The 20,459-nt window shown below is 63.7% G+C and carries 22 protein-coding genes; 9 read left to right on the top strand and 13 right to left on the bottom strand.

The window, feature by feature from the left end; genetic code table 11:
* Window positions 1-103 precede the first annotated feature (103 nt).
* Together FW796_RS17840 and FW796_RS17835 are read left to right on the top strand one after the other, a co-directional pair.
* Complete coding sequence (locus tag FW796_RS17840; protein ID WP_346635249.1) at window positions 104-2,389, top strand: FdhF/YdeP family oxidoreductase; 2,286 nt, start codon at window positions 104-106, stop codon at window positions 2,387-2,389.
* Between the two features lie 127 nt (window positions 2,390-2,516).
* On the top strand, window positions 2,517-3,491 hold the full coding sequence (locus tag FW796_RS17835) for a Dyp-type peroxidase (protein WP_446439687.1): 975 nt from the start codon (window positions 2,517-2,519) through the stop codon (window positions 3,489-3,491).
* A 58-nt stretch (window positions 3,492-3,549) separates the two neighbouring features.
* On the opposite strand, the gene FW796_RS17830 is transcribed toward FW796_RS17835, so the two are convergent.
* The 5 genes from FW796_RS17830 to FW796_RS17810 form a co-directional block, all read right to left on the bottom strand.
* Window positions 3,550-3,705 (bottom strand): DUF2474 domain-containing protein, encoded by a 156-nt coding sequence (locus FW796_RS17830; RefSeq protein ID WP_346635251.1) that lies wholly within the window; start codon window positions 3,703-3,705, stop codon window positions 3,550-3,552.
* The gene (locus tag FW796_RS17825; protein WP_404937250.1) at window positions 3,698-3,838 is read right to left on the bottom strand and encodes a hypothetical protein; all 141 of its coding nucleotides are present in this window, start codon (window positions 3,836-3,838) and stop codon (window positions 3,698-3,700) included. The genes FW796_RS17830 and FW796_RS17825 overlap by 8 nt, the downstream gene beginning before the upstream one ends.
* Window positions 3,825-4,841: a cytochrome d ubiquinol oxidase subunit II gene (cydB, locus tag FW796_RS17820; protein ID WP_446439686.1), complete on the bottom strand. Its 1,017-nt coding sequence runs from the start codon at window positions 4,839-4,841 to the stop codon at window positions 3,825-3,827. The genes FW796_RS17825 and cydB overlap by 14 nt, the downstream gene beginning before the upstream one ends.
* A gap of 16 nt (window positions 4,842-4,857) precedes the next feature.
* Window positions 4,858-6,279: a cytochrome ubiquinol oxidase subunit I gene (locus FW796_RS17815; RefSeq protein WP_346635254.1), complete on the bottom strand. Its 1,422-nt coding sequence runs from the start codon at window positions 6,277-6,279 to the stop codon at window positions 4,858-4,860.
* 132 nt (window positions 6,280-6,411) lie between these two features.
* Complete coding sequence (locus FW796_RS17810) at window positions 6,412-8,736, bottom strand: FdhF/YdeP family oxidoreductase (RefSeq protein ID WP_346635255.1); 2,325 nt, start codon at window positions 8,734-8,736, stop codon at window positions 6,412-6,414.
* Window positions 8,737-9,192: 456 nt separating this feature from the next.
* Here FW796_RS17810 and moaA point away from each other — a divergent pair, with 456 nt between their 5' ends.
* The 5 genes from moaA to moaE are packed head-to-tail and all read left to right on the top strand — an operon-like array spanning window position 9,193 to window position 12,355.
* The gene (gene moaA / locus FW796_RS17805) at window positions 9,193-10,191 is read left to right on the top strand and encodes a GTP 3',8-cyclase MoaA (RefSeq protein WP_446439685.1); all 999 of its coding nucleotides are present in this window, start codon (window positions 9,193-9,195) and stop codon (window positions 10,189-10,191) included.
* A 45-nt stretch (window positions 10,192-10,236) separates the two neighbouring features.
* A complete protein-coding gene (locus FW796_RS17800; RefSeq protein ID WP_102881610.1) occupies window positions 10,237-11,136 on the top strand; it encodes a bestrophin family protein in 900 nt (299 codons plus the stop codon).
* A 26-nt stretch (window positions 11,137-11,162) separates the two neighbouring features.
* A complete protein-coding gene (gene moaC, locus FW796_RS17795; protein WP_446439684.1) occupies window positions 11,163-11,645 on the top strand; it encodes a cyclic pyranopterin monophosphate synthase MoaC in 483 nt (160 codons plus the stop codon).
* The gene (locus FW796_RS17790; protein WP_346635258.1) at window positions 11,642-11,893 is read left to right on the top strand and encodes a MoaD/ThiS family protein; all 252 of its coding nucleotides are present in this window, start codon (window positions 11,642-11,644) and stop codon (window positions 11,891-11,893) included. The genes moaC and FW796_RS17790 overlap by 4 nt, the downstream gene beginning before the upstream one ends.
* 3 nt (window positions 11,894-11,896) lie before the next feature.
* Window positions 11,897-12,355: a molybdopterin synthase catalytic subunit MoaE gene (moaE, locus tag FW796_RS17785; protein ID WP_446439683.1), complete on the top strand. Its 459-nt coding sequence runs from the start codon at window positions 11,897-11,899 to the stop codon at window positions 12,353-12,355.
* Between the two features lie 87 nt (window positions 12,356-12,442).
* On the opposite strand, the gene fdhD is transcribed toward moaE, so the two are convergent.
* From fdhD to mobA, 3 genes are all read right to left on the bottom strand, one after another.
* Window positions 12,443-13,270: a formate dehydrogenase accessory sulfurtransferase FdhD gene (gene fdhD / locus FW796_RS17780; protein ID WP_346635260.1), complete on the bottom strand. Its 828-nt coding sequence runs from the start codon at window positions 13,268-13,270 to the stop codon at window positions 12,443-12,445.
* A 54-nt stretch (window positions 13,271-13,324) separates the two neighbouring features.
* Window positions 13,325-14,218: a LysR family transcriptional regulator gene (locus tag FW796_RS17775; RefSeq protein WP_346635261.1), complete on the bottom strand. Its 894-nt coding sequence runs from the start codon at window positions 14,216-14,218 to the stop codon at window positions 13,325-13,327.
* Between the two features lie 108 nt (window positions 14,219-14,326).
* Window positions 14,327-14,944: a molybdenum cofactor guanylyltransferase MobA gene (mobA, locus tag FW796_RS17770; RefSeq protein ID WP_446439829.1), complete on the bottom strand. Its 618-nt coding sequence runs from the start codon at window positions 14,942-14,944 to the stop codon at window positions 14,327-14,329.
* A 225-nt stretch (window positions 14,945-15,169) separates the two neighbouring features.
* Here mobA and moaB point away from each other — a divergent pair, with 225 nt between their 5' ends.
* Both moaB and FW796_RS17760 read left to right on the top strand, forming a co-directional pair.
* Complete coding sequence (gene moaB, locus FW796_RS17765; RefSeq protein ID WP_102881605.1) at window positions 15,170-15,709, top strand: molybdenum cofactor biosynthesis protein B; 540 nt, start codon at window positions 15,170-15,172, stop codon at window positions 15,707-15,709.
* Window positions 15,706-16,911: a molybdopterin molybdotransferase MoeA gene (locus FW796_RS17760; protein ID WP_346635262.1), complete on the top strand. Its 1,206-nt coding sequence runs from the start codon at window positions 15,706-15,708 to the stop codon at window positions 16,909-16,911. Before moaB ends, FW796_RS17760 begins: the two co-directional genes overlap by 4 nt.
* On the opposite strand, the gene FW796_RS17755 is transcribed toward FW796_RS17760, so the two are convergent.
* The 5 genes from FW796_RS17755 to FW796_RS17735 all read right to left on the bottom strand — a co-directional run bounded on the left by FW796_RS17755 (window position 16,908) and on the right by FW796_RS17735 (window position 20,457).
* The gene (locus FW796_RS17755) at window positions 16,908-17,621 is read right to left on the bottom strand and encodes a hypothetical protein (protein WP_446439682.1); all 714 of its coding nucleotides are present in this window, start codon (window positions 17,619-17,621) and stop codon (window positions 16,908-16,910) included. The two genes, FW796_RS17760 and FW796_RS17755, sit on opposite strands and share 4 nt — an antisense overlap.
* 69 nt (window positions 17,622-17,690) lie before the next feature.
* Window positions 17,691-18,236: a hypothetical protein gene (locus tag FW796_RS17750; protein ID WP_446439681.1), complete on the bottom strand. Its 546-nt coding sequence runs from the start codon at window positions 18,234-18,236 to the stop codon at window positions 17,691-17,693.
* A gap of 3 nt (window positions 18,237-18,239) precedes the next feature.
* Window positions 18,240-18,728 carry a hypothetical protein gene (locus tag FW796_RS17745; RefSeq protein ID WP_404937243.1) on the bottom strand — a complete coding sequence of 163 codons (489 nt, stop codon included), beginning with the start codon at window positions 18,726-18,728 and terminating at the stop codon, window positions 18,240-18,242.
* Between the two features lie 14 nt (window positions 18,729-18,742).
* On the bottom strand, window positions 18,743-19,789 hold the full coding sequence (locus FW796_RS17740) for a hypothetical protein (protein ID WP_404937242.1): 1,047 nt from the start codon (window positions 19,787-19,789) through the stop codon (window positions 18,743-18,745).
* On the bottom strand, window positions 19,789-20,457 hold the full coding sequence (locus FW796_RS17735; protein WP_446439680.1) for a hypothetical protein: 669 nt from the start codon (window positions 20,455-20,457) through the stop codon (window positions 19,789-19,791). The genes FW796_RS17740 and FW796_RS17735 overlap by 1 nt, the downstream gene beginning before the upstream one ends.
* Window positions 20,458-20,459: the final 2 nt, after the last annotated feature.

The raw sequence follows: 20,459 nt of genomic DNA, 5'->3' as shown, positions 1-20,459 counted from the left end.
GCACTTTCCCCCGGTGATCCGGGCCCCTGGCAACTCGCCCGGGTACGCCTCGATCATCCGCAACCACCGACTCGCGTCGTGCCGGGTCGGCCCTGGAGCGATCATGAGCACTCGACGCAAGGTTCCCGGAATCCGCAACTACGATGGCCCCGCCGGTGGCTGGGGTGCACTCAAGGCCACCGCCACCGCGGTGCGCGAACAGATGGATACCCTCAAGGCGCCGCTGACCCTGATGCGCACCAACCAGCCCGACGGCTTCGATTGCCCCGGCTGTGCCTGGCCGGACAAGGAGCACAAGTCGACCTTCCAGTTCTGTGAAAACGGCGCCAAGGCAGTGACCTGGGAAGCCACCAACAAACGCGTGACCCCGGCCTTCTTCGCCGAGCATCCGCTGACCTCGCTGTTGCAGCGCTCCGACTACCAGCTCGAAGACTTGGGCCGCCTCACCGAGCCTCTGGTCTATGACCGCGTCAGCGACACTTTCAAGCCGGTAGCGTGGCAGGCGGCGTTCGAGCGTATTGGCCAGATCCTGCGCGGCCTGCAACCCGAGCAGGTGGAGTTCTACACCTCCGGCCGCGCCTCCAACGAAGCAGCCTACCTGTACCAACTGTTCGCCCGGGAATACGGCAGCAACAACTTTCCCGATTGCTCGAACATGTGCCACGAGCCCACCAGTGTCGGTTTGCCGCGCTCCATCGGCATCGGCAAGGGCACGGTGTCCCTGGAGGATTTCGATTTCTGCGAGCTGATCATTTCCATCGGCCACAACCCGGGCACCAACCACCCGCGGATGATGGGCACCCTGCATGAAGCCTCGCGGCGCAAGGTGCCGATCATGGTCTTCAACCCGCTGCGCGAGCGTGCCCTGGAACGCTTCGCCGACCCGCAGAACATGGTGGAGATGGCCACCTACGGCTCGACCCGCATTGCCTCGTCGTACTTCCAGGTCAAGGCCGGCGGCGACGCGGCGGCGATCAAGGGCATCATGAAGGCCCTGCTGGCCCTGGAGGACAGCCTCGGGCAAGTCCTCGACAAGGCGTTCATCGCCGAGCACACCCTGGGCTTCGAGGCCCTGGTGGCGGATCTGCACGCCACCGCCTGGGCGGACATCGAACAGGCCAGCGGCCTGCACCAGGCGGACCTGGAAATGGTCGCCGCGGCCTACGCCAAGTCCAATGCCACCATCGTCACCTACGGCATGGGCATCACCCAGCACAACGAAGGTACCGCCAATGTGCGGTTGATTTGCGACCTGCTGATGCTGCGGGGCAACCTGGGCAAGCCGGGGGCGGGGATCTGCCCGTTGCGCGGGCATTCCAACGTGCAGGGCAACCGCACCGTGGGCATCACCGAGAAGCCTTCGAAAGCGTTCCTCGACAAGCTCGAACAGGCGTTCGGCTTCAAGCCGCCTTCGGCCCACGGCCATGATGCGGTGCAGGCGATGCAAGCGATGATTGCCGGCAGTGCCAAGGCGCTGCTGTGCCTGGGGGGCAACTTCGCCGTGGCCCTGCCGGACCCTGGCCAGTGTTTCCCGGCCATGGCCAAGCTCGACCTGAGCGTTCACGTGGCCACCAAGCTCAACCGCAGCCATTTGCTGGTGGCCAAGGAGACTTTCATCCTGCCCTGCCTGGGCCGCACCGAGCTGGACCTGCAGGACGGTCTGCGCCAGGCCATCACCGTGGAGGACTCGATGTCCATGGTCCACGCCTCGGCGGGCAAGCTGACCCCGGCGTCGCCGTTGCTGCTCTCGGAACCGGCGATTGTCGCCGGCATGGCCAAGGCCACGCTGCCCGGCAGCCGCGTGCCCTGGCTGGAACTGGTGGCCGACTACGACAAGATCCGCGACCTGATCGAACAGACCGTGCCCGGCTTCGACGACTACAATGCCCGCATCCGTGTACCGGGTGGTTTCCGCATGCCCCTGGCGGCGGCCGAACGCCAATGGCTGACGCCCTCGGGCAAGGCCGAGTTCTTCGTCTTCCCCGGGCTGCACGAGGACAAGGAAGTGGACGGCGCCGATGTGCTGCGGCTGATCACCCTGCGCAGCCACGACCAGTACAACACCACCATCTACGCCCTGGACGACCGCTATCGCGGGGTCTTCGGCCGGCGCGACGTGCTGTTCATCAGCCCAGGGGACCTGGCCGCTCGTGGCCTGGCCCACGGCGATCTGGTGGACATCGAGACGGTCATCGGCGGGCGTCGGCTGCGTTACGAAAACATCACCGCCATCGAGTACAAGATCGCCCCGGGCACCGTGGGCGCCTATTACCCCGAAGCCAACCGCCTGGTGCCCCTGGACTACCTGGATGTGGACAGCGGCACGCCGTCCTACAAATCGGTGCCGGTGCGGGTGCTGCGCTCGACCCTGGGCAGCGCCGCCTCCTGAACCGCCGATGTGGCGAGGGAGCTTGCTTGCGCTCGGTCGCGCAGCGGCAGCAAGCGCCCTCGCCACGGCCACAATCTGCTATTTTCCTGTCGGTGATTTTTTCGACCGCAGCCTGTGGAAACCATCAATGACCGACCTTTCATCCATGGCCGAGCGTCTGCCCGAGCCGCAAGCCATCTGCAACCCCATCACCCGTAGCGCCATCTTTATCGTCGCCACCCTGGCCCCCGGCGCCAGCGCGGCGAAAACCGTGCGTGAGTGGTGCGCCGATGTCGCCGCTCTGACCCGTTCGGTGGGCAAGCGCGTGCCGGGGGGCAATCTGTCCTGTGTCTGCGGTTTTGGCTCCAATGCCTGGGGCCGGCTGTTCGGCGGCCCGCGCCCGGCGTCGTTGCACGCTTTCCGTGAAGTGGGCGTAGAAGGCCGCCGTGCGCCCTCCACCCCGGGCGACCTGCTGCTGCATATCCGTGCCGAGCAGATGGACCTGTGCTTCGAGCTGGCCACACAACTGCTCAAGCCCCTGGGGGATGCAGTCAAGGTGGTGGATGAGGTCCAGGGCTTCCGTTATTTCGACATGCGCAGCATGGTTGGCTTCGTCGACGGCACCGAGAACCCGGAAGGCCGCGAGGCCGTGGATTTCACCCTGATCGGGGACGAAGACCCGTCGTTCTGCAATGGCAGCTACGTGCTGGTGCAGAAGTACCTGCACAACATGGCGGCCTGGAACGAGCTGACGGTCGAGGCTCAGGAACGCATCATCGGCCGCACCAAGCTGTCGGATATCGAACTGGATGATTCAGTCAAACCCAGCTGTTCCCACAGCTCCCTGACCACCCTGGAAGAGAACGGCGAGGAGGTGAAGATCCTGCGCGACAACATGCCCTTTGGCCGTCCGGGCGCGGGGGAGTTCGGCACCTACTTCATCGGCTACGCCCGTTCGCCACGGCCGGTGGAGCAGATGCTGGAGAACATGTTCGTCGGTCGCCCGGCGGGCAACTACGATCGCCTGCTGGACTTCAGTACCGCGGTCACCGGCGGGCTGTTCTTCGTGCCATCCGCCGATCTGCTGGAAGACCTGGCCGAGCGCGCCGCGGCCGGCCAGTAAACGACAGAACCCCGGCCCGCTGCTGCGGGCCGAGGTTCCAGGCGTTATGCAGCCATCTTCAGTGACTGTGCATTCCAGCGGCCTGCATCAGCAGCCGCAACAGGCCGGCCACCAGCCCCAGGCCGATGACACTGCTCAGCCAGATGCCGAACATCCACAGCAGGCGCTGCCAACCGGGTGCCGGTTGTGCCGGCCGGGTCGTGATCTTATCCATGAGCCAGCTCCAGCATCAGTGCGCCGCTGCAGGCGAGCATCAGCACCAGGCCAAAGAACAGCAGGCTCAACTGCGCCACTTGCCTGTGCCAGGGCTGGCTGGTCAGGGCCTTTGCTCGATCAGTGGTAGCCATCGCCAATCCTCACTTTGCCGCGGAACACGTAGTAGCTCCAGCAGGTGTACATCAGGATGATCGGCAGGATGAACAGGGTGCCGATCAGGATGAACAACTGGCTGGACAGGGGCGATGCCGCGTCCCACAGGCTGATGGACGGCGGCACGATGTTCGGCCAGATGCTGAACGCCAGGCCGATGTAGCCGAGGAACACCAGCACCAGGGTGAACACGAACGGCCAGTGGGAATGATGCTGGCGCAAGGTCCCCAGCAGCCCGCACAACGCCAGCAGGCCCAGCACCAGCAACGCACCGAAGATCACGATATGGGCATGGCTGAACCAGCGGGTGGCGATTTCCGGGTGCAGCAATGGGGTCCAGACGCACAACACCGCCACCACCGCCATCAGCGCGAACGCCAGGGGCCGGGTGTAGTGGCGCATGCGCGCTTCGAGCATGCCTTCGGTCTTGACCAGCAGCCAGGTGCTGCCCAGCAGCGCATAGGCCACGATCAGCCCCAGGCCGCAGAACAGCGGGAAGGGTGCCAGCCAGTCCAGGGAGCCGCCGGCGAACTGGCGATTGACCACCGCGATGCCGGAAATGTAAGTGCCGATCACAATGCCCTGGCACAGGGTCGCCAGCAGCGAGCCGCCGATAAAGGCCCAGTCCCAGATATGCCGCTGCTGCGGGCTGGCCTTGAAGCGGAACTCGAAGGCCACACCGCGGAAGATCAGCCCCGCCAGCATGAAGATCAGCGGCAGGTACAGGGCTTCGAGAATCACCGAGTAGGCCATGGGGAAGGCCCCGTACAGCGCTGCGCCACCGAGGATCAGCCAGGTCTCGTTACCGTCCCAGACCGGGGCCACGGTGTTCATCATCACGTCCCGTTCCCGGGCATCGGGGATCAGCGGAAAGAGAATCCCCAGCCCCAGGTCGAAGCCGTCCATGATCACGTACATCATCACCCCAAAGGCAATGATCACGCCCCAGATCAACGACAGGTCTATGCCTTGAATCGTCATGTCGATATCCCTTGTTTCAGTGGTGGTGGTCGCTGGACGCGAAGGTCTCGGCGATGGCGGACAGTGGACGGCGCGGTGTTGGCTCCTGGCCGACAGGGTGGGTCGGCGGGTGCTCGTGGTGGGGCTGCGGGCCCTTGCGCACCAGCTTCATCATGTAGCCGATGCCCACCGCGAAGACCGAGAAGTAGATCACCACGAACAGCGCCAGGGAGATGCTCAGTTGGGTCACGCTGTGGTTGGACGCGGCGTCGCTGGTGCGCAGCAGGCCGTACACCACCCAGGGCTGGCGCCCGACTTCGGTGGTGATCCAGCCCGCCAGCATGGCGATCAGGCCGGTGGGGCCCATCCACAGCACCAGGCGCAGGAACAGGCGGTTGCGGTACAGCGCGCCGTTACGCCGCAACAGCAGGCCCAGGACCCCGGTGAGGATCATCAACATGCCCAGCCCGGCCATGATGCGGAAGCTGAAAAACACGATGGCCGAGTTGGGACGGTCTTCCTTGGGGAAGCTCTTGAGCGCAGGGATCTGCTTGTCCAGGCTGTGGGTCAGGATCAGGCTGCCCAGGTAGGGCAGTTCCACGGCGTAGTCGGTTTTTTCGCCGTCCATGTTGGGAATGCCGAACAGCACCAGGGGCGAGGGTTCGCTGCCGTGGTTTTCCCAGTGGCCTTCGATGGCGGCGATTTTTGCCGGCTGATGTTCCAGGGTGTTGAGGCCGTGGGCGTCACCGACCACCGCCTGGATCGGCGCCACGATCAGCGCCATCCACAGCGCCATGGACAGCATCTTGCGCACCGGCGGCGTGTCGTTGCCCCGCAGCAGGTGCCAGGCGGCGCTTGATCCGACGAAGAACGCCGTGGCGACGAACGCGGCAATCGCCATGTGCGCCAGGCGGAAGGGGAACGACGGGTTGAACACGATCGCCAGCCAGTCCATGGGCATGATCCGCCCATCGACGATGGAGAAGCCCTGGGGCGTCTGCATCCAGCTGTTGGAGGCGAGAATCCAGAAGGTCGAGATCAGGGTGCCGATGGCCACCATCACCGTGGCGAAGAAGTGCAGCCCGCGGCCGACCCGGTTCCAGCCGAACAGCATGACCCCGAGAAAGCCTGCTTCAAGGAAGAACGCGGTCAGCACCTCGTAGGTCAGCAGAGGGCCGGTGATGCTCCCGGCAAAGTCCGAGAAGCGGCTCCAGTTGGTGCCGAACTCATAAGCCATGACCAGCCCGGAGACCACGCCCATGCCGAAGTTGACGGCGAAGATCTTCGACCAGAAGTGATACAGGTCCTTGTAGGTGCTGTTGTGGGTCTTGAGCCACAGCCCTTCGAGCACCGCGAGGAAACTGGCCAGGCCGATGGTGATGGCGGGAAAGATGATGTGGAACGAGACCGTGAACGCGAACTGGATGCGTGCAAGGTCGAGCGCCTGTAGATGAAACATGACGATACCCTCGTATTGGCTTGATGCCCGAGCAGGCACTGCGCGGCCGTCGCGAACCCATGGGCTCGCGGCGGGGGCAGGGGCACTGCGCGGGTGAAGGCTGGGGTGGTGGTCGCACCGCCCCAGGCTGGGTCACACGCCGACGGACTGGATCAGGTTGCTGGCCGCAGCCGGCTCCAGGCGGATGGCGATGAACTTGGAGGTCGGCGTGTAGGTCCGGTCGCCATAGCTTTCCAGGGGCACCAGGGGGTTGGTTTCCGGGTAGTAGGCGGCGGATTGGCCGGCGGGAATGTCGTAGGCGATCAGGGTGAAACCACTGACCCGACGCTCCCGGCCGTCATCCCACAGCGAGACGATGTCGACCTTCTGCCCCGGCTCGAAACCCAGCTGGCGAATGTCCTGTTCGTTGGCGAACAGCACCTCGCGCATGCCGTAGACCCCGCGATAACGGTCATCCAGGCCATACAGAGTGGTGTTGTACTGGTCGTGGGAGCGCATGGTCTGCAGGATCAGGTCCGGCTTGACCTTGAGCTTGCGCACCCCGGCACTGATCAGGTGCTCGGGCAGCACGCTGGGGATGAAGCGCGCCTTGCCGGTGGTGGTGTTCCAGCGCCGCTGGGTGGCGTCGTTGCCCAGGTGGAAGCCGCCGGGGTGCAGCAGCTTGAGATTGAAGTCCTCGAACCCGGGGATGGTATCGGCGATCAGGTCGCGGATGCGTCCGTAGTCTTCGATGGTCCACAGCCAGTCGATGGGGTGCTGGCCCAGGGTGGCGTTGGCGATGCCGGCGATGATCGCCGGTTCCGAGCGCAGGTGCGGCGACTTGGGTTTGAGTTGGCCATGGGAGATGTGCACCATGCTGAAGGTGTCTTCCACGGTGATGCCTTGCGGGCCATTGGCCTGGATATCGATATCGGTGCGGCCCAGGCACGGCAGGATCAGCGCCTCGCGACCGGTCACCAGATGGCTGCGGTTGAGCTTGGTGGCAATGTGCACGGTGAGCTCGCAGTTGCGCAGGGCGGCGTGGGTGCGCGGGGTGTCCGGGGTGGCCTGGGCGAAGTTGCCTCCCAGGCCGATGAACACCTTGGCCCGGCCCTGTTCCATGGCCGAGATCGCCATCACCGTGTTGTGCCCGTGCTCCCGTGGCGGCTTGAAGCCAAAGCGCGCTTGCAGGGCATCCAGCAGCTCGGTGGGCGCCAGTTCGTTGATACCCATGGTGCGGTCGCCCTGCACGTTACTGTGGCCGCGCACCGGCGACAGACCGGCGCCGGGGCGGCCGATATTGCCCCGCAGCAACAGCACGTTGATCACTTCCTGGATGGTCGGCACCGAATGGGTGTGCTGGGTCAGGCCCATGGCCCAGCACATGATCGCGCGCTTGGCCTTGCGGTACATGCGCGCCGCCAGCTCGATGTCGGCGAGCGTCAGGCCGGACTGCTCGACGATGTGGTTCCAGGACGTGGCATCGACCTCGGCCAGGTAGCTGTCCAGGCCCGAGGTGTGCTCGGCAATGAAGGCCCGGTCGAACACCGCTTCGCCGTTGTTGGCCAGGGCTTCGCGCTCCCAGCGCAGGAGGAACTTGGCGATGCCGCGAAAGGCCGCCATGTCGCCGCCCAGGGCCGGGCGGAAGTAGGCCGAGGAGGTGGGCTCGGAGCCGTTGGTGAGCATCTCCAGCGGGTGTTGCGGATGTTGGAAGCGTTCCAGGCCACGCTCTTTGAGCGGGTTGAAGCAGATCACCTGGGCACCGCGTTTCACCGCCTCGCGCAGTGGCTCCAGCATCCGTGGGTGGTTGGTGCCGGGGTTCTGGCCGATGACGAAGATCGCGTCGGCTTCTTCCAGGTCATGGAACACCACCGTGCCCTTGCCCACGCCGACGCTTTCGAACATGCCCACGGCACTGGCCTCGTGGCACATGTTCGAACAGTCGGGAAAGTTGTTGGTGCCATAGGCGCGCACGAACAGCTGATACAGGTAGGCCGCTTCGTTGCTGGCCCGGCCCGAGGTGTAGAACTCTGCCTGGTTCGGCGAGTCCAGCCCTTTGAGGTGGCTGGCGATCAGCTCGAAGGCCTCGTCCCAGGTGGTTTCTACATAGCGGTCCTGGGACGCATCGTAGCGCATCGGGTGGGTCAGGCGGCCCTGGTACTCGAGCCAGTAGTCGCTCTGCGCGGCCAGGGCCGAGACTGTGTATTTGTTGAAAAAGGCCGGGTTCACCAGGCGCCCGGTGGCTTCCCAGTTGACTGCCTTGGCGCCGTTCTCGCAGAACTTGACCATGCCGTTTTCCGGCGACTCGCCCCAGGCGCAGCCCGGGCAGTCGAAGCCGCCGTTCTGGTTGGTCTTGAGCATGGCGCGGATGTTCTTGAAGGCGTTTTCACTGCCCAGCCAGTTCTTGGTCACGGCGATCAGTGCCCCCCAACCGGCGGCCGCCCCCTTGTAGGGTTTGTATCGATCAACTTCGCTCATGATATTTCTCCAATACAGCGCACGCAGGCAACCGCCCGACAATGAATCAATGTCAGTGATTGTTTTACTGCACAGGCTAAATGCGGTTTTGTTGTGAAGCCGTTTAAGTTTGGATCTGCTTAGGGCTACGGAGTGATTTGAAGGCCTGTTTCATGGGCCACGAATAAAGCCTATTCGGCGCCTGTGTCGGCTGTCTAATCGCAATTAATGACCGGCTGATCGAAAGCCTCTATCAAGAATTAAAAGTCATTATAAACAATGGCTTGAGTAGACTTTACGGTACTAATTGCTGGCGGTTTTTTCGGTGATAGATTGCATTGATCAATCAGTTGCAAATAGCGATTGGACGCAACTTTTAATCGCTCTTAGTCTTGCCGCCAATAACTCCTTAACGGTCGTTTGTGGCCGCGAATTACAACTAAGACCTATAGGTCGCAACCGTCGATAGAGGCTGTGATGTCAGATCAAGTATTGGTGGATGGCTTTGCTCGACGGGTCGACTATTTACGTATGTCGGTGACCGACCGATGCGATTTCCGCTGCGTGTATTGCATGGCCGAGGACATGCAGTTCCTGCCGCGCCAACGCATCCTGACCCTGGAAGAGCTGTACCAGCTGGCCCAGCGTTTCGTCGCCCTGGGTACGCGCAAGATCCGCCTCACCGGGGGCGAGCCGCTGATCCGTCCCGGGGTGGTGCAACTGTGCGAGCGCATCGGGCAACTGCCGGGGCTGCGGGAGCTGTGCATGACCACCAATGGCTCGCAACTGGGCAAGCTGGCGGCGCCGCTGTTCGAGGCCGGGGTCAAGCGCCTCAACATCAGCCTCGACAGCCTGGACCCGACGCTGTTTCGCCAACTGACCCGCAGCGGTGACCTGTCCCGGGTCATCGCCGGCATCGACGCGGCCAACGCCGCGGGCTTTGAGCGCACCAAGCTCAACTGCGTGGTGATGAAAGGGCGCAACGACCAGGAGATCAACGAGCTGGTGGCGTTCGCCATCGACCGCGGCCTGGACCTCTCGTTTATCGAGGAGATGCCCCTGGGCACCATCAGCGAGCACAGCCGCAGCGATGCGTTCTTTTCCAGCGCCCAGGTCCGCGAGCGGATCGCCGAGCGCTACACCCTGATGGAGTCCGCCGAGTCGACCCAGGGGCCGTCGCGCTACTGGCGCCTGGCTGAGGCGCCGCAGATCCGCCTGGGCTTCATCTCGCCCCACAGTCACAACTTCTGCGGCACCTGCAACCGCGTACGGCTGACGGTGGAAGGGCGCCTGCTGCTGTGCCTGGGCAACGAACACTCGGTGGACCTCAAGGCCGTGTTGCGCGCACATCCCGGCGATGCCGAGCGCCTGCAGCGGGCCATTGTCGAGGCGATGAAACTCAAGCCCTACCGTCATAACTTCGAGCTCAACGACGAGGTCCAGGTGGTGCGTTTCATGAACATGACCGGCGGCTGATCGGCCCGCTGTCGCTCTCTTCTCTGGTTTACAGGTCGTGCCCCGATGATCGTCAGATCCAAACCCAACCTGATCAGCGTGCTGATCTCCCTCAAGGGCTCGATTGCCAAGCGCATCGCCTTGCGCAGCCTGCTGGTGACCCTGCTGGCCTCGGCCATCGTGCTGATCGAAACCCTGCACCCGGCGTACTTTTCCAAGGTCAATGCCACGCCTTTCACCTTGCTCGGGCTGTCGCTGTCGATCTTCATGAGCTTTCGCAACAACGCCTGTTACGACCGCTGGTACGAAGGGCGCAAGGCCCTGGGCGCGGTGCTTACCGAGGTGCGTTCGCTGATCCGCGAAACCCAGGTGCTCGGCGATGCCCAGGCCCGCAGCAGCATCCTGCGGGACCTGTGCGGTTTCGCCCACGCCCTCAAGGCCCGGCTGCGCCAGGAGGACGAGTTGAGCGCGGCAGGCACCTGGCTCAGCCATTGGCCGGCGGCCCGGACGCCGAACCTGCCGGACAGCATCCTGCGCCAGGTGTCGCGCCAGTGCTCGGCGCTGGCGACTTCGGGCGTGATCAGCGAGTGGCGCTACCTGCTGATTGCCAATCTGCTGTCCGGGATCACCGCCGCGCAAACCACCTGCGAGCGGATCAAGGGCACGCCGCTGCCGTTCCCCTACACCTTGCTGCTGCACCGCACCAGCTACATGTTCTGCATCCTCTTGCCCTTTGCCATGGCCGAGCCCCTGGGCTGGCTGACGCCGATCTTCACCGCCATCGTCAGTTACACCTTCTTTGGCCTGGACGCCATTGGCGACGAGCTGGAGGACCCCTTTGGCCACGATGAGAACGACCTGCCGATGGACGCCCTGGTGCGCACCCTCGAACGCGAGATTCTCGACGCCCTGGGGGCCACTGAACTGCCGCCGGCCCTGGTGCCGGTGGACTATGTCCTGAGCTGATCCACTGTCTTTTTCCGAGGTTGCACATGAACGAACTCACTCACCTGGACGCCCAGGGTCGGGCCAGCATGGTGGACGTCAGCGCCAAGCCGGCCACTGACCGCGAAGCCCAGGCCCAGGCCTGGGTGCGCATGCTCCCGGCGACCCTGCAACTGATCCAGGACAACGGCCACCCCAAAGGCGACGTGTTCGCTGTGGCGCGCATCGCCGGGATCATGGCGGCGAAGAAGACCCACGAGCTGATTCCCCTGTGCCATCCGCTGCTGCTCAGCGGCATCCGCGTTGAACTGCAAGCGCTGCCGCCGGACCGGGTACGGATCACCACCTGCTGCCGCCTCAACGGTGCCACCGGGGTCGAGCTGGAAGCCATGACCGCCGCCAGCGTGGCGGCGCTGACGATCTACGACATGTGCAAGGCAGTGGACCGGGGCATGGTCATCGAGGGCCTGCAACTGCTGAAGAAGCAGGGCGGCAAATCAGGGCTATTCATCGCTGGAGACACGCAATGATTCTGGTCAATTACTTTGCCCGCTACCGCGAACAACTGGGCAGCGGCGGCGAGAAGCTGCCGCTGGACCCCGATTTGCGCACCGTCGATGACGTGCGTCGGTTGCTGATGGCTCGGGGTGAAAACTGGGCCGCTGTGCTGGGGGAGAACAGCCTGATGTGCGCGCTGAACCAGGACCTGTGCAAGCTCGATGCGGTGATCGAGGACTTCGATGAAATCGCCTTCTTTCCCCAAGTGACCGGAGGCTGAAGCATGAGCGTTCAGGTGCAGACCCAGGCCTTCAACCTTGATCAACTCAATGCCGGATTGCAGGCCGGCGATAGCCGTGTCGGCGCCGTGGTGACCTTTGTCGGTTATGTGCGTGACCTCAACCTGGGGGAGGCGGTACAGAGCCTGTTCCTGGAACACTACCCGGGCATGACCGAGCGCTCGCTGCAGGGCATCGTGCAACAGGCCCAGGAGCGCTGGCCGCTGAACCGCGTGAGCCTGGTGCATCGGGTGGGCCTGCTGCAGGTGGGCGAGCCCATCGTCTTCGTCGGCGTGGCCAGTGCCCACCGGCAAGCCGCCTTCGAGGCCTGCGCCTTCATCATGGATTACCTCAAGACCCGCGCCCCGTTCTGGAAGCGCGAAGTCACCCCCAGCGGCGAACGCTGGATCGACGGACGCGAGAGCGACCGGCAGGCTGCCGAACGTTGGGTTGCAGAACGTTGAGCAGCAGAACGTTGAGTTTATGCCGGTGAGTGAGGCTTGAGGGAAGGGGGGAACAACGCCGGATGCCTGTCATCCGGCGTTGTGCATTTACACCGGGCTGTAGATCCGCGGGGCGTTGCGGTGGGGCACGTGAATCAGGTTCAGGTGGTGCTTGTTGGCCCATTGCACGGTCAGTGCGGTAGGCGCGGAGAGGCTGACCAGGGTGCCGAGACGGGCGCGCACGGCCTTGTGGATCAGTTCCAGGCTGCAGCGGCTGGTGACCACGGTGAAGCCCCGGCGGCCGTCGATCCCGGCGTTCAGCAGGGCGCCGATCAGCTTGTCCAGGGCGTTGTGGCGGCCGATGTCTTCCTGGCACAGGCGCACGTCACCCTGTTCGTCAAAGTACAGCGCCGCATGCAGGGCACCGCTGCTGCGGGCCATGTGCTGGGCCTGTTCGATGCGCTCGCGCAGGCCTTGCAGGTGTACGGCGGGGGGCAGCGGCGAAGGTTCGAGGATCTGCAGTTGCGGTAGCGCCTGTTCCAGGGCTTCCACGCCGCATAAGCCACAGCCGCTGGTTCCGGCCATTTGCCGGCGATGGTCCTTGAGGGCCCAGAAGGCCCGGCTGGAAATCTGCACATCGGCCTGGCAGGCCTGGGGAAAGTGGCTCAGGCGGATGTCGTAGATTTCGCTGAGGTCACTGACGATGTCGTTGGTGATGCTGAAGCCACGAATGAAGTCTTCCAGGTTGCCGGGAGACACCATCATCACCGCCTGGCTCAGGCCGTTGTAAGTGATGGCCAGGGCAATTTCCGCAGCCAGCGGCGCCTCGGCCACTCCGCCCTCGGGGCTGTATTCGCGATAGGCCACGCGCTGCGGCGCGGGCGCCGGTGCATTGGCCTCGGGCTGTTGTTCCGTTTGTTCGATACGGCAAACCATGACGACACCTCAATACAGTCGATTCACTCCGGGGCACGCTGGCCCCGGGGGCGTTCATTCGGCCTTGATGGCAAAGAGTTTCCTGGCTTCGGCAAAGCACTTTTCGGCAATCGCCGAGCGCGGCTCGGTCTTGCGCATCACCAGGCCCAGGGGCGCCAGCACGCTGGCATCCGGCAGCTGGATAAAGGCCAGGTTGTCGATGGGCGAATCCAGGCCGCTGTCCAGGGGCATGATCGAGCAGCAGAAGCCTTCGTGAATCGCCTGGAACAGCTGGTAGGTGGAATCGCTCTCCAGGATCGGCGTCGGGTTCAGGCCACGGCTGCGAAAGCTCAGGTCGATGGACTTGCGATAGTGCATGCCGGTGCTGAGCATTCCCAGGGGCAGTTCGGCGGCGTCCTCCCAGCTCATCTCGCTGCCTTCGAAATGAAAGTGCCGGGTGTCATAGAGCAGGCCGACCCGGGTCTCGCCGATCTCGAAGAAGTCCAGGTAGTTGGGGTTGACGTGGTCCAGGTAGCAGACCCCCAGGTCCAGCTGGTTGTTGCCGATGTCCTCGATGATCCGGTCGGAGCTGGCGGACGACAGGCTGAACTTGAGTTCGGGAAAGCTCGCCGAGAGCTTCTGCACATAGCTGATGGGGTTGAAGCCGCTCAGCGGCACCAGGCCCAGGCGCAGGTTACCCACCAGTTGCCCGCGACAGGCAGCGGCTTCGGCGAACAGTCCGTCGTGGGCCGCCAGCAGGGTCTTGGCCCAGGCCAGCACCCGCTCGCCGGCCTCGGTGAAGCCTTCGAAGCGCTGGCCTCGGGTCACCAGGATCAGGTCCAGTTCGTCCTCAAGGTTGCGCAGGCGCATGGACAGGGTCGGCTGGGTGATGTGGCAGCGCGCGGCGGCCTGGCCGAAGTGCCGGGTCTGTTCCAGGGCGATGAGAAACTTGAGTTGCTTGATGTCCACAATGGCACCTGTTGTGAGGAAATCGGAGTCAGTATTAACGCAGGTGTCCGGCCTATGGAAAGGCCTTCAATCTTCCCGGGCCGGACCTTCGGGGAACACCTTCGGCGTTCAGGCCAAGGGCCTGGGGTCTGTTTCAGACAGTAGTTCAGGGGTGTTGAAATTGCTCAGTCGCGGGTCGTCCGCGGCGCAGGGCAGGGCGCTCAGTCCATGGGGTGCCAGGGCCCGCAGCAGGCTGCGTTCACCCAGGTTCCAGGCTTGGCGCAAGCTCGCTGCCAGCGCCGTGGGAATCAGGCTGAACATGGGTTGCCAGTACCCGGCCTGTTGCACCATCAGCGGATGAGGGGCGTCCTCTGCGCGAGCATCCAGCAGCGCCTGGATCAGCGCGCTGTCGATCCGTGGCGCGTCGCAGGCCAGCACCAACAGCCAGGGATGCCGGGCCACTGCCAGGCCTGCCAGCACGCCCGCCAGAGGGCCGGGAAAGTCCTGTTGTTCATCCGCCACCAAACGATCGGCATAGGGCCGGTACTGCTCGGCGTTGCGGTTGCAGGAAATGATCAGGTCATCGCTGAAGGGCCGCACCACCGCCTGCACATGGGCAATCAGCGGCTGGCCGTGCCAGGTCACCAGGCCCTTGTCCTGGCCGCCCATGCGCGAGCCGCGGCCACCGGCCAGCAGCAGGATCGAGCAGGGCAGGGAACAGGCGGGTGCAGGCTGGATCGGGGTCATGGCGGGACGCATATCAAGTAGGTGGCGCAAACGATGGCATTGTCCTTCGGGCACGTCCAATCGGAACTGTTGAATGGCCGATTGATCCGGCTTATCAACGCGCCGTTGCCTGGGGCCAGACGATAGAGCGCCTCGATAATCCGGTCAGCCAGAACGATTAGACAGCCGCGCTTTCGGGCCTTTAGCCTGCACCCATGGTTTTTATCTTGCCGGTCGGAGAATGACATGAGCGTGAAGTCGGATGCGTTGTTTGTACCCTTGAACATGGCCGTGCTGACGGTCAGCGATACCCGGGAATACGCCACGGATACCTCCGGGCAACTGCTGGTCAGTCGTCTGCTGGAAGCCGGCCACACTCTGAGCGAACGCAACCTGCTCAAGGACGATCTGTACAAGATCCGCGCCCAGGTGGCGGCCTGGATCGCCGATGAGCGCATCCAGGTGGTGTTGATCACCGGCGGCACCGGCTTCACCGGCCGCGACAGCACCCCTGAAGCGGTGAGCTGCCTGCTGGACAAGCACATCGACGGTTTTGGCGAGCTGTTTCGCGCCATCTCGATCCTCGATATCGGCACCTCCACGGTACAGAGCCGGGCGCTGGCCGGGCTGGCCAACGGCACCCTGGTGTGCTGCCTGCCGGGCTCCACCGGGGCTTGCCGCACCGCCTGGGAAGGCATCCTTGCCGAGCAACTGGATGCCCGCCATCGGCCGTGCAATTTCGTGCCGCACCTCAAACCGGTGCAGGCCTGCGAGTCCCGGGGATGAGCCAGGGCCACTTGATGTCGCTGGAAGAAGCACTGGCCAGTTTGCTGGCCATGGCCGATACCCAGCGCCTGCCAGAGAGCGAAACCCTGGCCGTGGATGAAGCCCGGCAACGGGTGCTGGCCACTGACCTGGTGGCGACCCTGGACTTGCCGCCCTGGCCTAACAGCGCCATGGACGGCTACGCCCTGAACCTGCAGCACTGGGACGGTGAGCCATTGCCGGTCTCGCAGACGGTGTTTGCCGGGCAGCCCGGCGACCCTTTGCAGCCGGGCACCTGTGCGCGGATCTTCACCGGCGCCCCGGTGCCCGCTGGCGCTGACTGCGTGGAGATGCAGGAGAATGTCGAGTGGCTGGAAGATGGCCGGGCACGCTTCACCCAGGCGCTGAAACCGGGACAGAACATCCGTCCCCAAGGCCAGGAGAACCGGGCCGGTGAGGTGCTGTTGCAAGCCGGCAAACGCCTGGGGGCTTTCGAACTGGCGGTGGCTGCCGCTCAGGGCTGCACCGAGCTGCAAGTGGTGCGCCGTCCGCGAGTGGCGTTGCTGTCCACCGGCGATGAGCTGCTGGAGCCGGGCATGCCCATGCGCCCGGGCTGTATCTACAACAGCAATCGCACCTTACTGCGCCACTGGCTCGACACCCTGGGCTGCGAGGTCATCGACGCCGGGATTCTTCCCGACCAGCCACAGCAGACCCGGCTCAGGCTGGAGCAGTTGCAGCACGGCGCGGACCTGATCCTGACCACCGGTGGCGTCTCGGCGGGGGATGCCGACTGCCTGGGCCAGGTGCTGAGGAACAACGGTCGGCCGCTGTTCTGGAAGCTCGCCATCAAACCCGGAAAACCGCTGACGGTGGGCCACTTCGGCCAGGTGCCGGTGATCGGCCTGCCGGGCAATCCGGCCTCGGCCCTGGTGACCTTCGGCCTGCTGGCCCGGGCCTACCTGTTGCGGATTCAGGGAGTGGAGCAGGTCGCGCCCTTGAGTGTGCCGGTCAGCGTGGCCTTCAACTGGCCCAAGGCCGGCAGCCGCCGGGAATACCTGCGGGCACGCCTGGAAAACGGCCGCGCCGTGCTCTATCCGAACCAGAGCTCGGGGGTCCTGCTGGGAGCGTCCTGGGCCGATGGCCTGGTGGAGATCCTTGAAGGCCATACCCTGCAGGTGGGCGACTCGGCGCGTTTCATTCCCTTCAGCGAGTTGTTCTAGATTCCCGGTGCGAGGCGGGCCGTGGCGTGCTGTTTTGATGCGCCAGGCCCACCCTGACCGGCACCTGAGCAGGGCGGTTGTTCAGGCGCTTGAATCTGCGTGCCTTTCAACAGCAACGGGACGCCTGGATACACATTGAATGGCTCATTGGGCGAGCCATCGACGATGGCGTTTTCAACCAGATAGCGGGTGTTGCCGGTGGCAAAAAAACGCGCACCCTCGGCTTCACAGTGCACCTCCAGCCGAGCCGTCTCTTTCAGCGGTAATTGGCGCACCAGTGCACTGAAGGCGAGGTTGATCACTACGCTGCCGGCGATATTCGTTTGCTTGGGGTCCAGCAGGTTCATGACCGGCTTTATGTCCAGGCGGTAAACCTGCTCCTGCTCCACCGACTCAAGGGGTTTCAAGGTGACGGTCTTGCTCTGCCCCGGGGCGAGCTTGAGCTGGAAGGGTGAGGCATAGAGCTGGGGCCGGACCGTTTGGGTGATGGGTTCAAGGCGCTCATCCGCCAGCTCGACTCCCGGGTTGATCAGTCGCGACAGGCTGATCGAGACATATTCAGGACGCTGCCCCTTGTTGGTGATTTCCACCGTCATCGGCGTGTCCCGAACCTCGCTGATCTGGGGTTGGATATCGATGAGTGCCAAGGCCGGCGCAATCATTGCCAACCACGACAACAGCACGTGCGTACACAGGTTAAAGAGTTTCATGAGGTTCCCATGGGAAGGACTAAAGCCAGGCCAGCGACCCTCGCTAGGCACGGCCGCGAGCGGTACGGATCAAGGGTCGGTAATCACCGGCTCGAAGGTCAGCGACAAGACCCCGCTGTAGGCGCCGGTGGTCTCCTTGAAACTGCCATCGGGTGGATAGGCCGAGACCGTCAGGCCGTAATAGCCGGTGGAGTCTTCTCCGGGCGCTGGCCGGGGAGGGTTGTTGAATTCCGTGCCCAGGCCGACCGCCAGGGTCTTGGGCATTTCGCCTTCTGCGCCCAGGTTCACTTTGGGGCGCAGGAACACCTGTGCGGCGTTGCTGGCGTTGCGAATCTGCAACGGTTCATCCAGGCGCACCTGGAATACCCCGGTGGACGAGACAATCCGCAGCCGCGCCTGCACTTCGTAGGGGGTGTTCCAGCCTCCCAGTTGCACCATCTCCAGGCCCTGATCGAACCATCCGCCCTGGTCGTCGGTGACGAACAGGTTGTTGTTCGGTTTCAGGTAGGCGCTGATCTTGCTGCTGGTCTTGCCTTGCAGGATCACATCTGCCGACGCCAGGGCCGGGAGCGTCCCCAGGGCCGCCAGCCAGCAGGCGATTACTGTTTTGTTCATGTGCTACTCCAGATGGGCCGGGGAACGGTGGTTCGCCGCCCGCTGATAAATCACCACGCCATAACCCACACTCACGGCCAGGGGCGCCGGCTGTCCGGCGTCCGTACCGGCCTCCACGATCAGGCGCTCCCGGGGCCTGAAGGTAATGCGCCAGACCTGATTGCTGGTGGGGGTCTTCAGGGCTTTCAAGGTCATCCGGTACTTCTGCCCCGGTGCCAGTACCAGCCGACCGGGGGTGACCAGCAAGCTGGGCCGCTGCACTTCATGAATGGCTAGCAGGTGCTCGGGGGACTGCCCCGGGTTCAGCACCAGCCGCTGATCCACTTCCAGGTACAAGGGGGTATCGCCGGTGTTCTGTGCATAGAGCTCGCCCTGAGGTTCGTCGGGGGTGAAGCGCAACTCTGTGCGAGACAGTTTCAGGACGCCGGCTGCCAGGCCCGCGGGTGACCAGAGCGACAGCAAGAGCAGAAAAACCACGATGGGATAGTTCATCGGCAGAGGTGTTCCTAGGGCTTGGCCACGATGGTGAAGGTCAGTACATCGCTGTACGCCCCACCTTTCACCCACTTCTCGGCCAATGTCCTGAACGTCGGCACAAAGCAGGTGCGGCCGTCGGAACTCAGGGACAACAGGGCATTTTGGGTGTTGGGCAAGGGCACCAGGGTGCTGCCACTGTTCAGCGCTACCGTGTACGGCACGGTTTGCGAGCTGTCCTCTAGGTTCCTGAGCTGGTAGCGGCCGTTGGCCGAGAGGCCGTTTTCGTTGCTCGCGTTGATGATGAACTTTTGATAGGTGATGAACTTCGATCCGTCATAGGTGAAGCACAGCTGATCCTGGCTGGCGTTGAAAGTCTTCAGGGTTTCCTCGCCCCTGAGCAGCTCACCCAGATCCCAGTCCGGCGCCGTCATGGTGATGGTCGTATCCACAGGCGGAGGAGGCAGGTCCGGGTTAGTCAGCACGCGACAGTCGCCGCCCTTGGTGGTTGATGACAGGTAGGCCAGACCGTTGCTTTCGCCCACGTCATTGCTATTTGTGTAGTTGCCTGCGCGTATACCGACGGCAGGCCAGGCTGCGATATTTGAGTTGTCGACCTGTACTTCAACGGAGGCGGTAATGGGGCTCAGGGTTGTCCATGAGCCAGAGCTGCCGCGATAGATGACGTAGTCCTCCCCGGTGTAGGTTCTCGAGTATTTATTTCCGTCGAGCGTCAGATTCTTGGCAACTGTGGAACTGGTTTTAAGCTTGCCATTGGCGTCGTAGGTGTAGATGAGAACTCCCCGTGATTCAAACGTGTTGCCGTTGGTATGACCCGATGCTGTCTTGTAGCTGATGGTCACCTGTAAAGTGCTGGTGCCATTGCCGTTGTCCTTGAAGCTACAGTTGCTATAGCTGTTGCTCAGGTCGCTGTATTTCAGGACCAGAGCGGATGCCTCGCCCGCTCCCAGCGCCAGGTAGGCCAGCAACCCAGAGCAAAGCAATTTCCAGCTCCAGCCCTTGAGGGGCAGGGCGGTGCTTGGAGTGATCCTGACCGGTGACCGCTGCTGTGTATCCATCAGGGGCATTCCAGGGTCTGTGGCTGATCATTGGCCAGCAGGCTCAGGCGCTTGCCGTTGAAGTGCTGGGGCGTTCCAGGGAACAAGGCCACCTTGCGTTTGTGCGAGCCGCGATCCACCTCGACTTCCGACAGCACCAGGCGGACGTTGCCGGTGTTCTCCAGGGTCAGGCCCGTGGCATCGCAGCGATGTGACCAGCCCGATTGCTGTTTGGCCGGCGGCGGCATATGGCGCACCAGCACGCCGTAACCCACGGCCACCGACATCGGCGCGCTGATCTTGTCCTGGGGGGCTTCTTCCACCTGCATGGAGCGCACCGGCACTATGTACAGGCGAAACAGTTCTTCGGCTCCCGGCTCGGCGAGGGACTTGAGGCTGATGGCGCGACTCTGGCCAGGGCCCAGGGTGAGTTTGTCCGGGCTGGCAAGAATGCCCGGGCGATCGAGTTGCTGCAGAGGCACCTTGTGCTCCGGCTCCAGCCCCGGGTTCATCACCTTGAGCAGATTGATCGACAGGTAAAGTGGAGCGTCGCCGACGTTTCGCACGGTTACCGAGTGCTCGTGGTTGTTGTAGACCTTGAGGCTGGCGGGCATGACCAGCAACTCGCCCTCGGCCTGAGCCAGTGCAGTCCAGCTCAGTAGCGCCAGCAGCGTGGTACGCAGTGTCATGG

The sequence above is a fragment of the Pseudomonas sp. 910_21 genome, assembly GCF_052850735.1.
Note: the sequence above shows the minus strand (reverse complement) of the source record. Positions and strands in the feature narration are given on the sequence as shown.

Bases quoted from the DNA above. Each gene is read 5' to 3' on its own strand.
- FW796_RS17840 (WP_346635249.1), top strand. From the start codon at position 104: ATGAGCACTCGACGCAAGGTTCCCGGAATCCGCAACTACGATGGCCCC.
- FW796_RS17835 (WP_446439687.1), top strand. From the start codon at position 2,517: ATGACCGACCTTTCATCCATGGCCGAGCGTCTGCCCGAGCCGCAAGCC.
- FW796_RS17830 (WP_346635251.1), bottom strand. From the start codon at position 3,705: ATGGATAAGATCACGACCCGGCCGGCACAACCGGCACCCGGTTGGCAG.
- FW796_RS17825 (WP_404937250.1), bottom strand. From the start codon at position 3,838: ATGGCTACCACTGATCGAGCAAAGGCCCTGACCAGCCAGCCCTGGCAC.
- cydB (WP_446439686.1), bottom strand. From the start codon at position 4,841: ATGACGATTCAAGGCATAGACCTGTCGTTGATCTGGGGCGTGATCATT.
- FW796_RS17815 (WP_346635254.1), bottom strand. From the start codon at position 6,279: ATGTTTCATCTACAGGCGCTCGACCTTGCACGCATCCAGTTCGCGTTC.
- FW796_RS17810 (WP_346635255.1), bottom strand. From the start codon at position 8,736: ATGAGCGAAGTTGATCGATACAAACCCTACAAGGGGGCGGCCGCCGGT.
- moaA (WP_446439685.1), top strand. From the start codon at position 9,193: ATGTCAGATCAAGTATTGGTGGATGGCTTTGCTCGACGGGTCGACTAT.
- FW796_RS17800 (WP_102881610.1), top strand. From the start codon at position 10,237: ATGATCGTCAGATCCAAACCCAACCTGATCAGCGTGCTGATCTCCCTC.
- moaC (WP_446439684.1), top strand. From the start codon at position 11,163: ATGAACGAACTCACTCACCTGGACGCCCAGGGTCGGGCCAGCATGGTG.
- FW796_RS17790 (WP_346635258.1), top strand. From the start codon at position 11,642: ATGATTCTGGTCAATTACTTTGCCCGCTACCGCGAACAACTGGGCAGC.
- moaE (WP_446439683.1), top strand. From the start codon at position 11,897: ATGAGCGTTCAGGTGCAGACCCAGGCCTTCAACCTTGATCAACTCAAT.
- fdhD (WP_346635260.1), bottom strand. From the start codon at position 13,270: ATGGTTTGCCGTATCGAACAAACGGAACAACAGCCCGAGGCCAATGCA.
- mobA (WP_446439829.1), bottom strand. From the start codon at position 14,944: ATGACCCCGATCCAGCCTGCACCCGCCTGTTCCCTGCCCTGCTCGATC.
- moaB (WP_102881605.1), top strand. From the start codon at position 15,170: ATGAGCGTGAAGTCGGATGCGTTGTTTGTACCCTTGAACATGGCCGTG.
- FW796_RS17760 (WP_346635262.1), top strand. From the start codon at position 15,706: ATGAGCCAGGGCCACTTGATGTCGCTGGAAGAAGCACTGGCCAGTTTG.
- FW796_RS17755 (WP_446439682.1), bottom strand. From the start codon at position 17,621: ATGAAACTCTTTAACCTGTGTACGCACGTGCTGTTGTCGTGGTTGGCA.
- FW796_RS17750 (WP_446439681.1), bottom strand. From the start codon at position 18,236: ATGAACAAAACAGTAATCGCCTGCTGGCTGGCGGCCCTGGGGACGCTC.
- FW796_RS17745 (WP_404937243.1), bottom strand. From the start codon at position 18,728: ATGAACTATCCCATCGTGGTTTTTCTGCTCTTGCTGTCGCTCTGGTCA.
- FW796_RS17740 (WP_404937242.1), bottom strand. From the start codon at position 19,789: ATGGATACACAGCAGCGGTCACCGGTCAGGATCACTCCAAGCACCGCC.
- FW796_RS17735 (WP_446439680.1), bottom strand. From the start codon at position 20,457: ATGACACTGCGTACCACGCTGCTGGCGCTACTGAGCTGGACTGCACTG.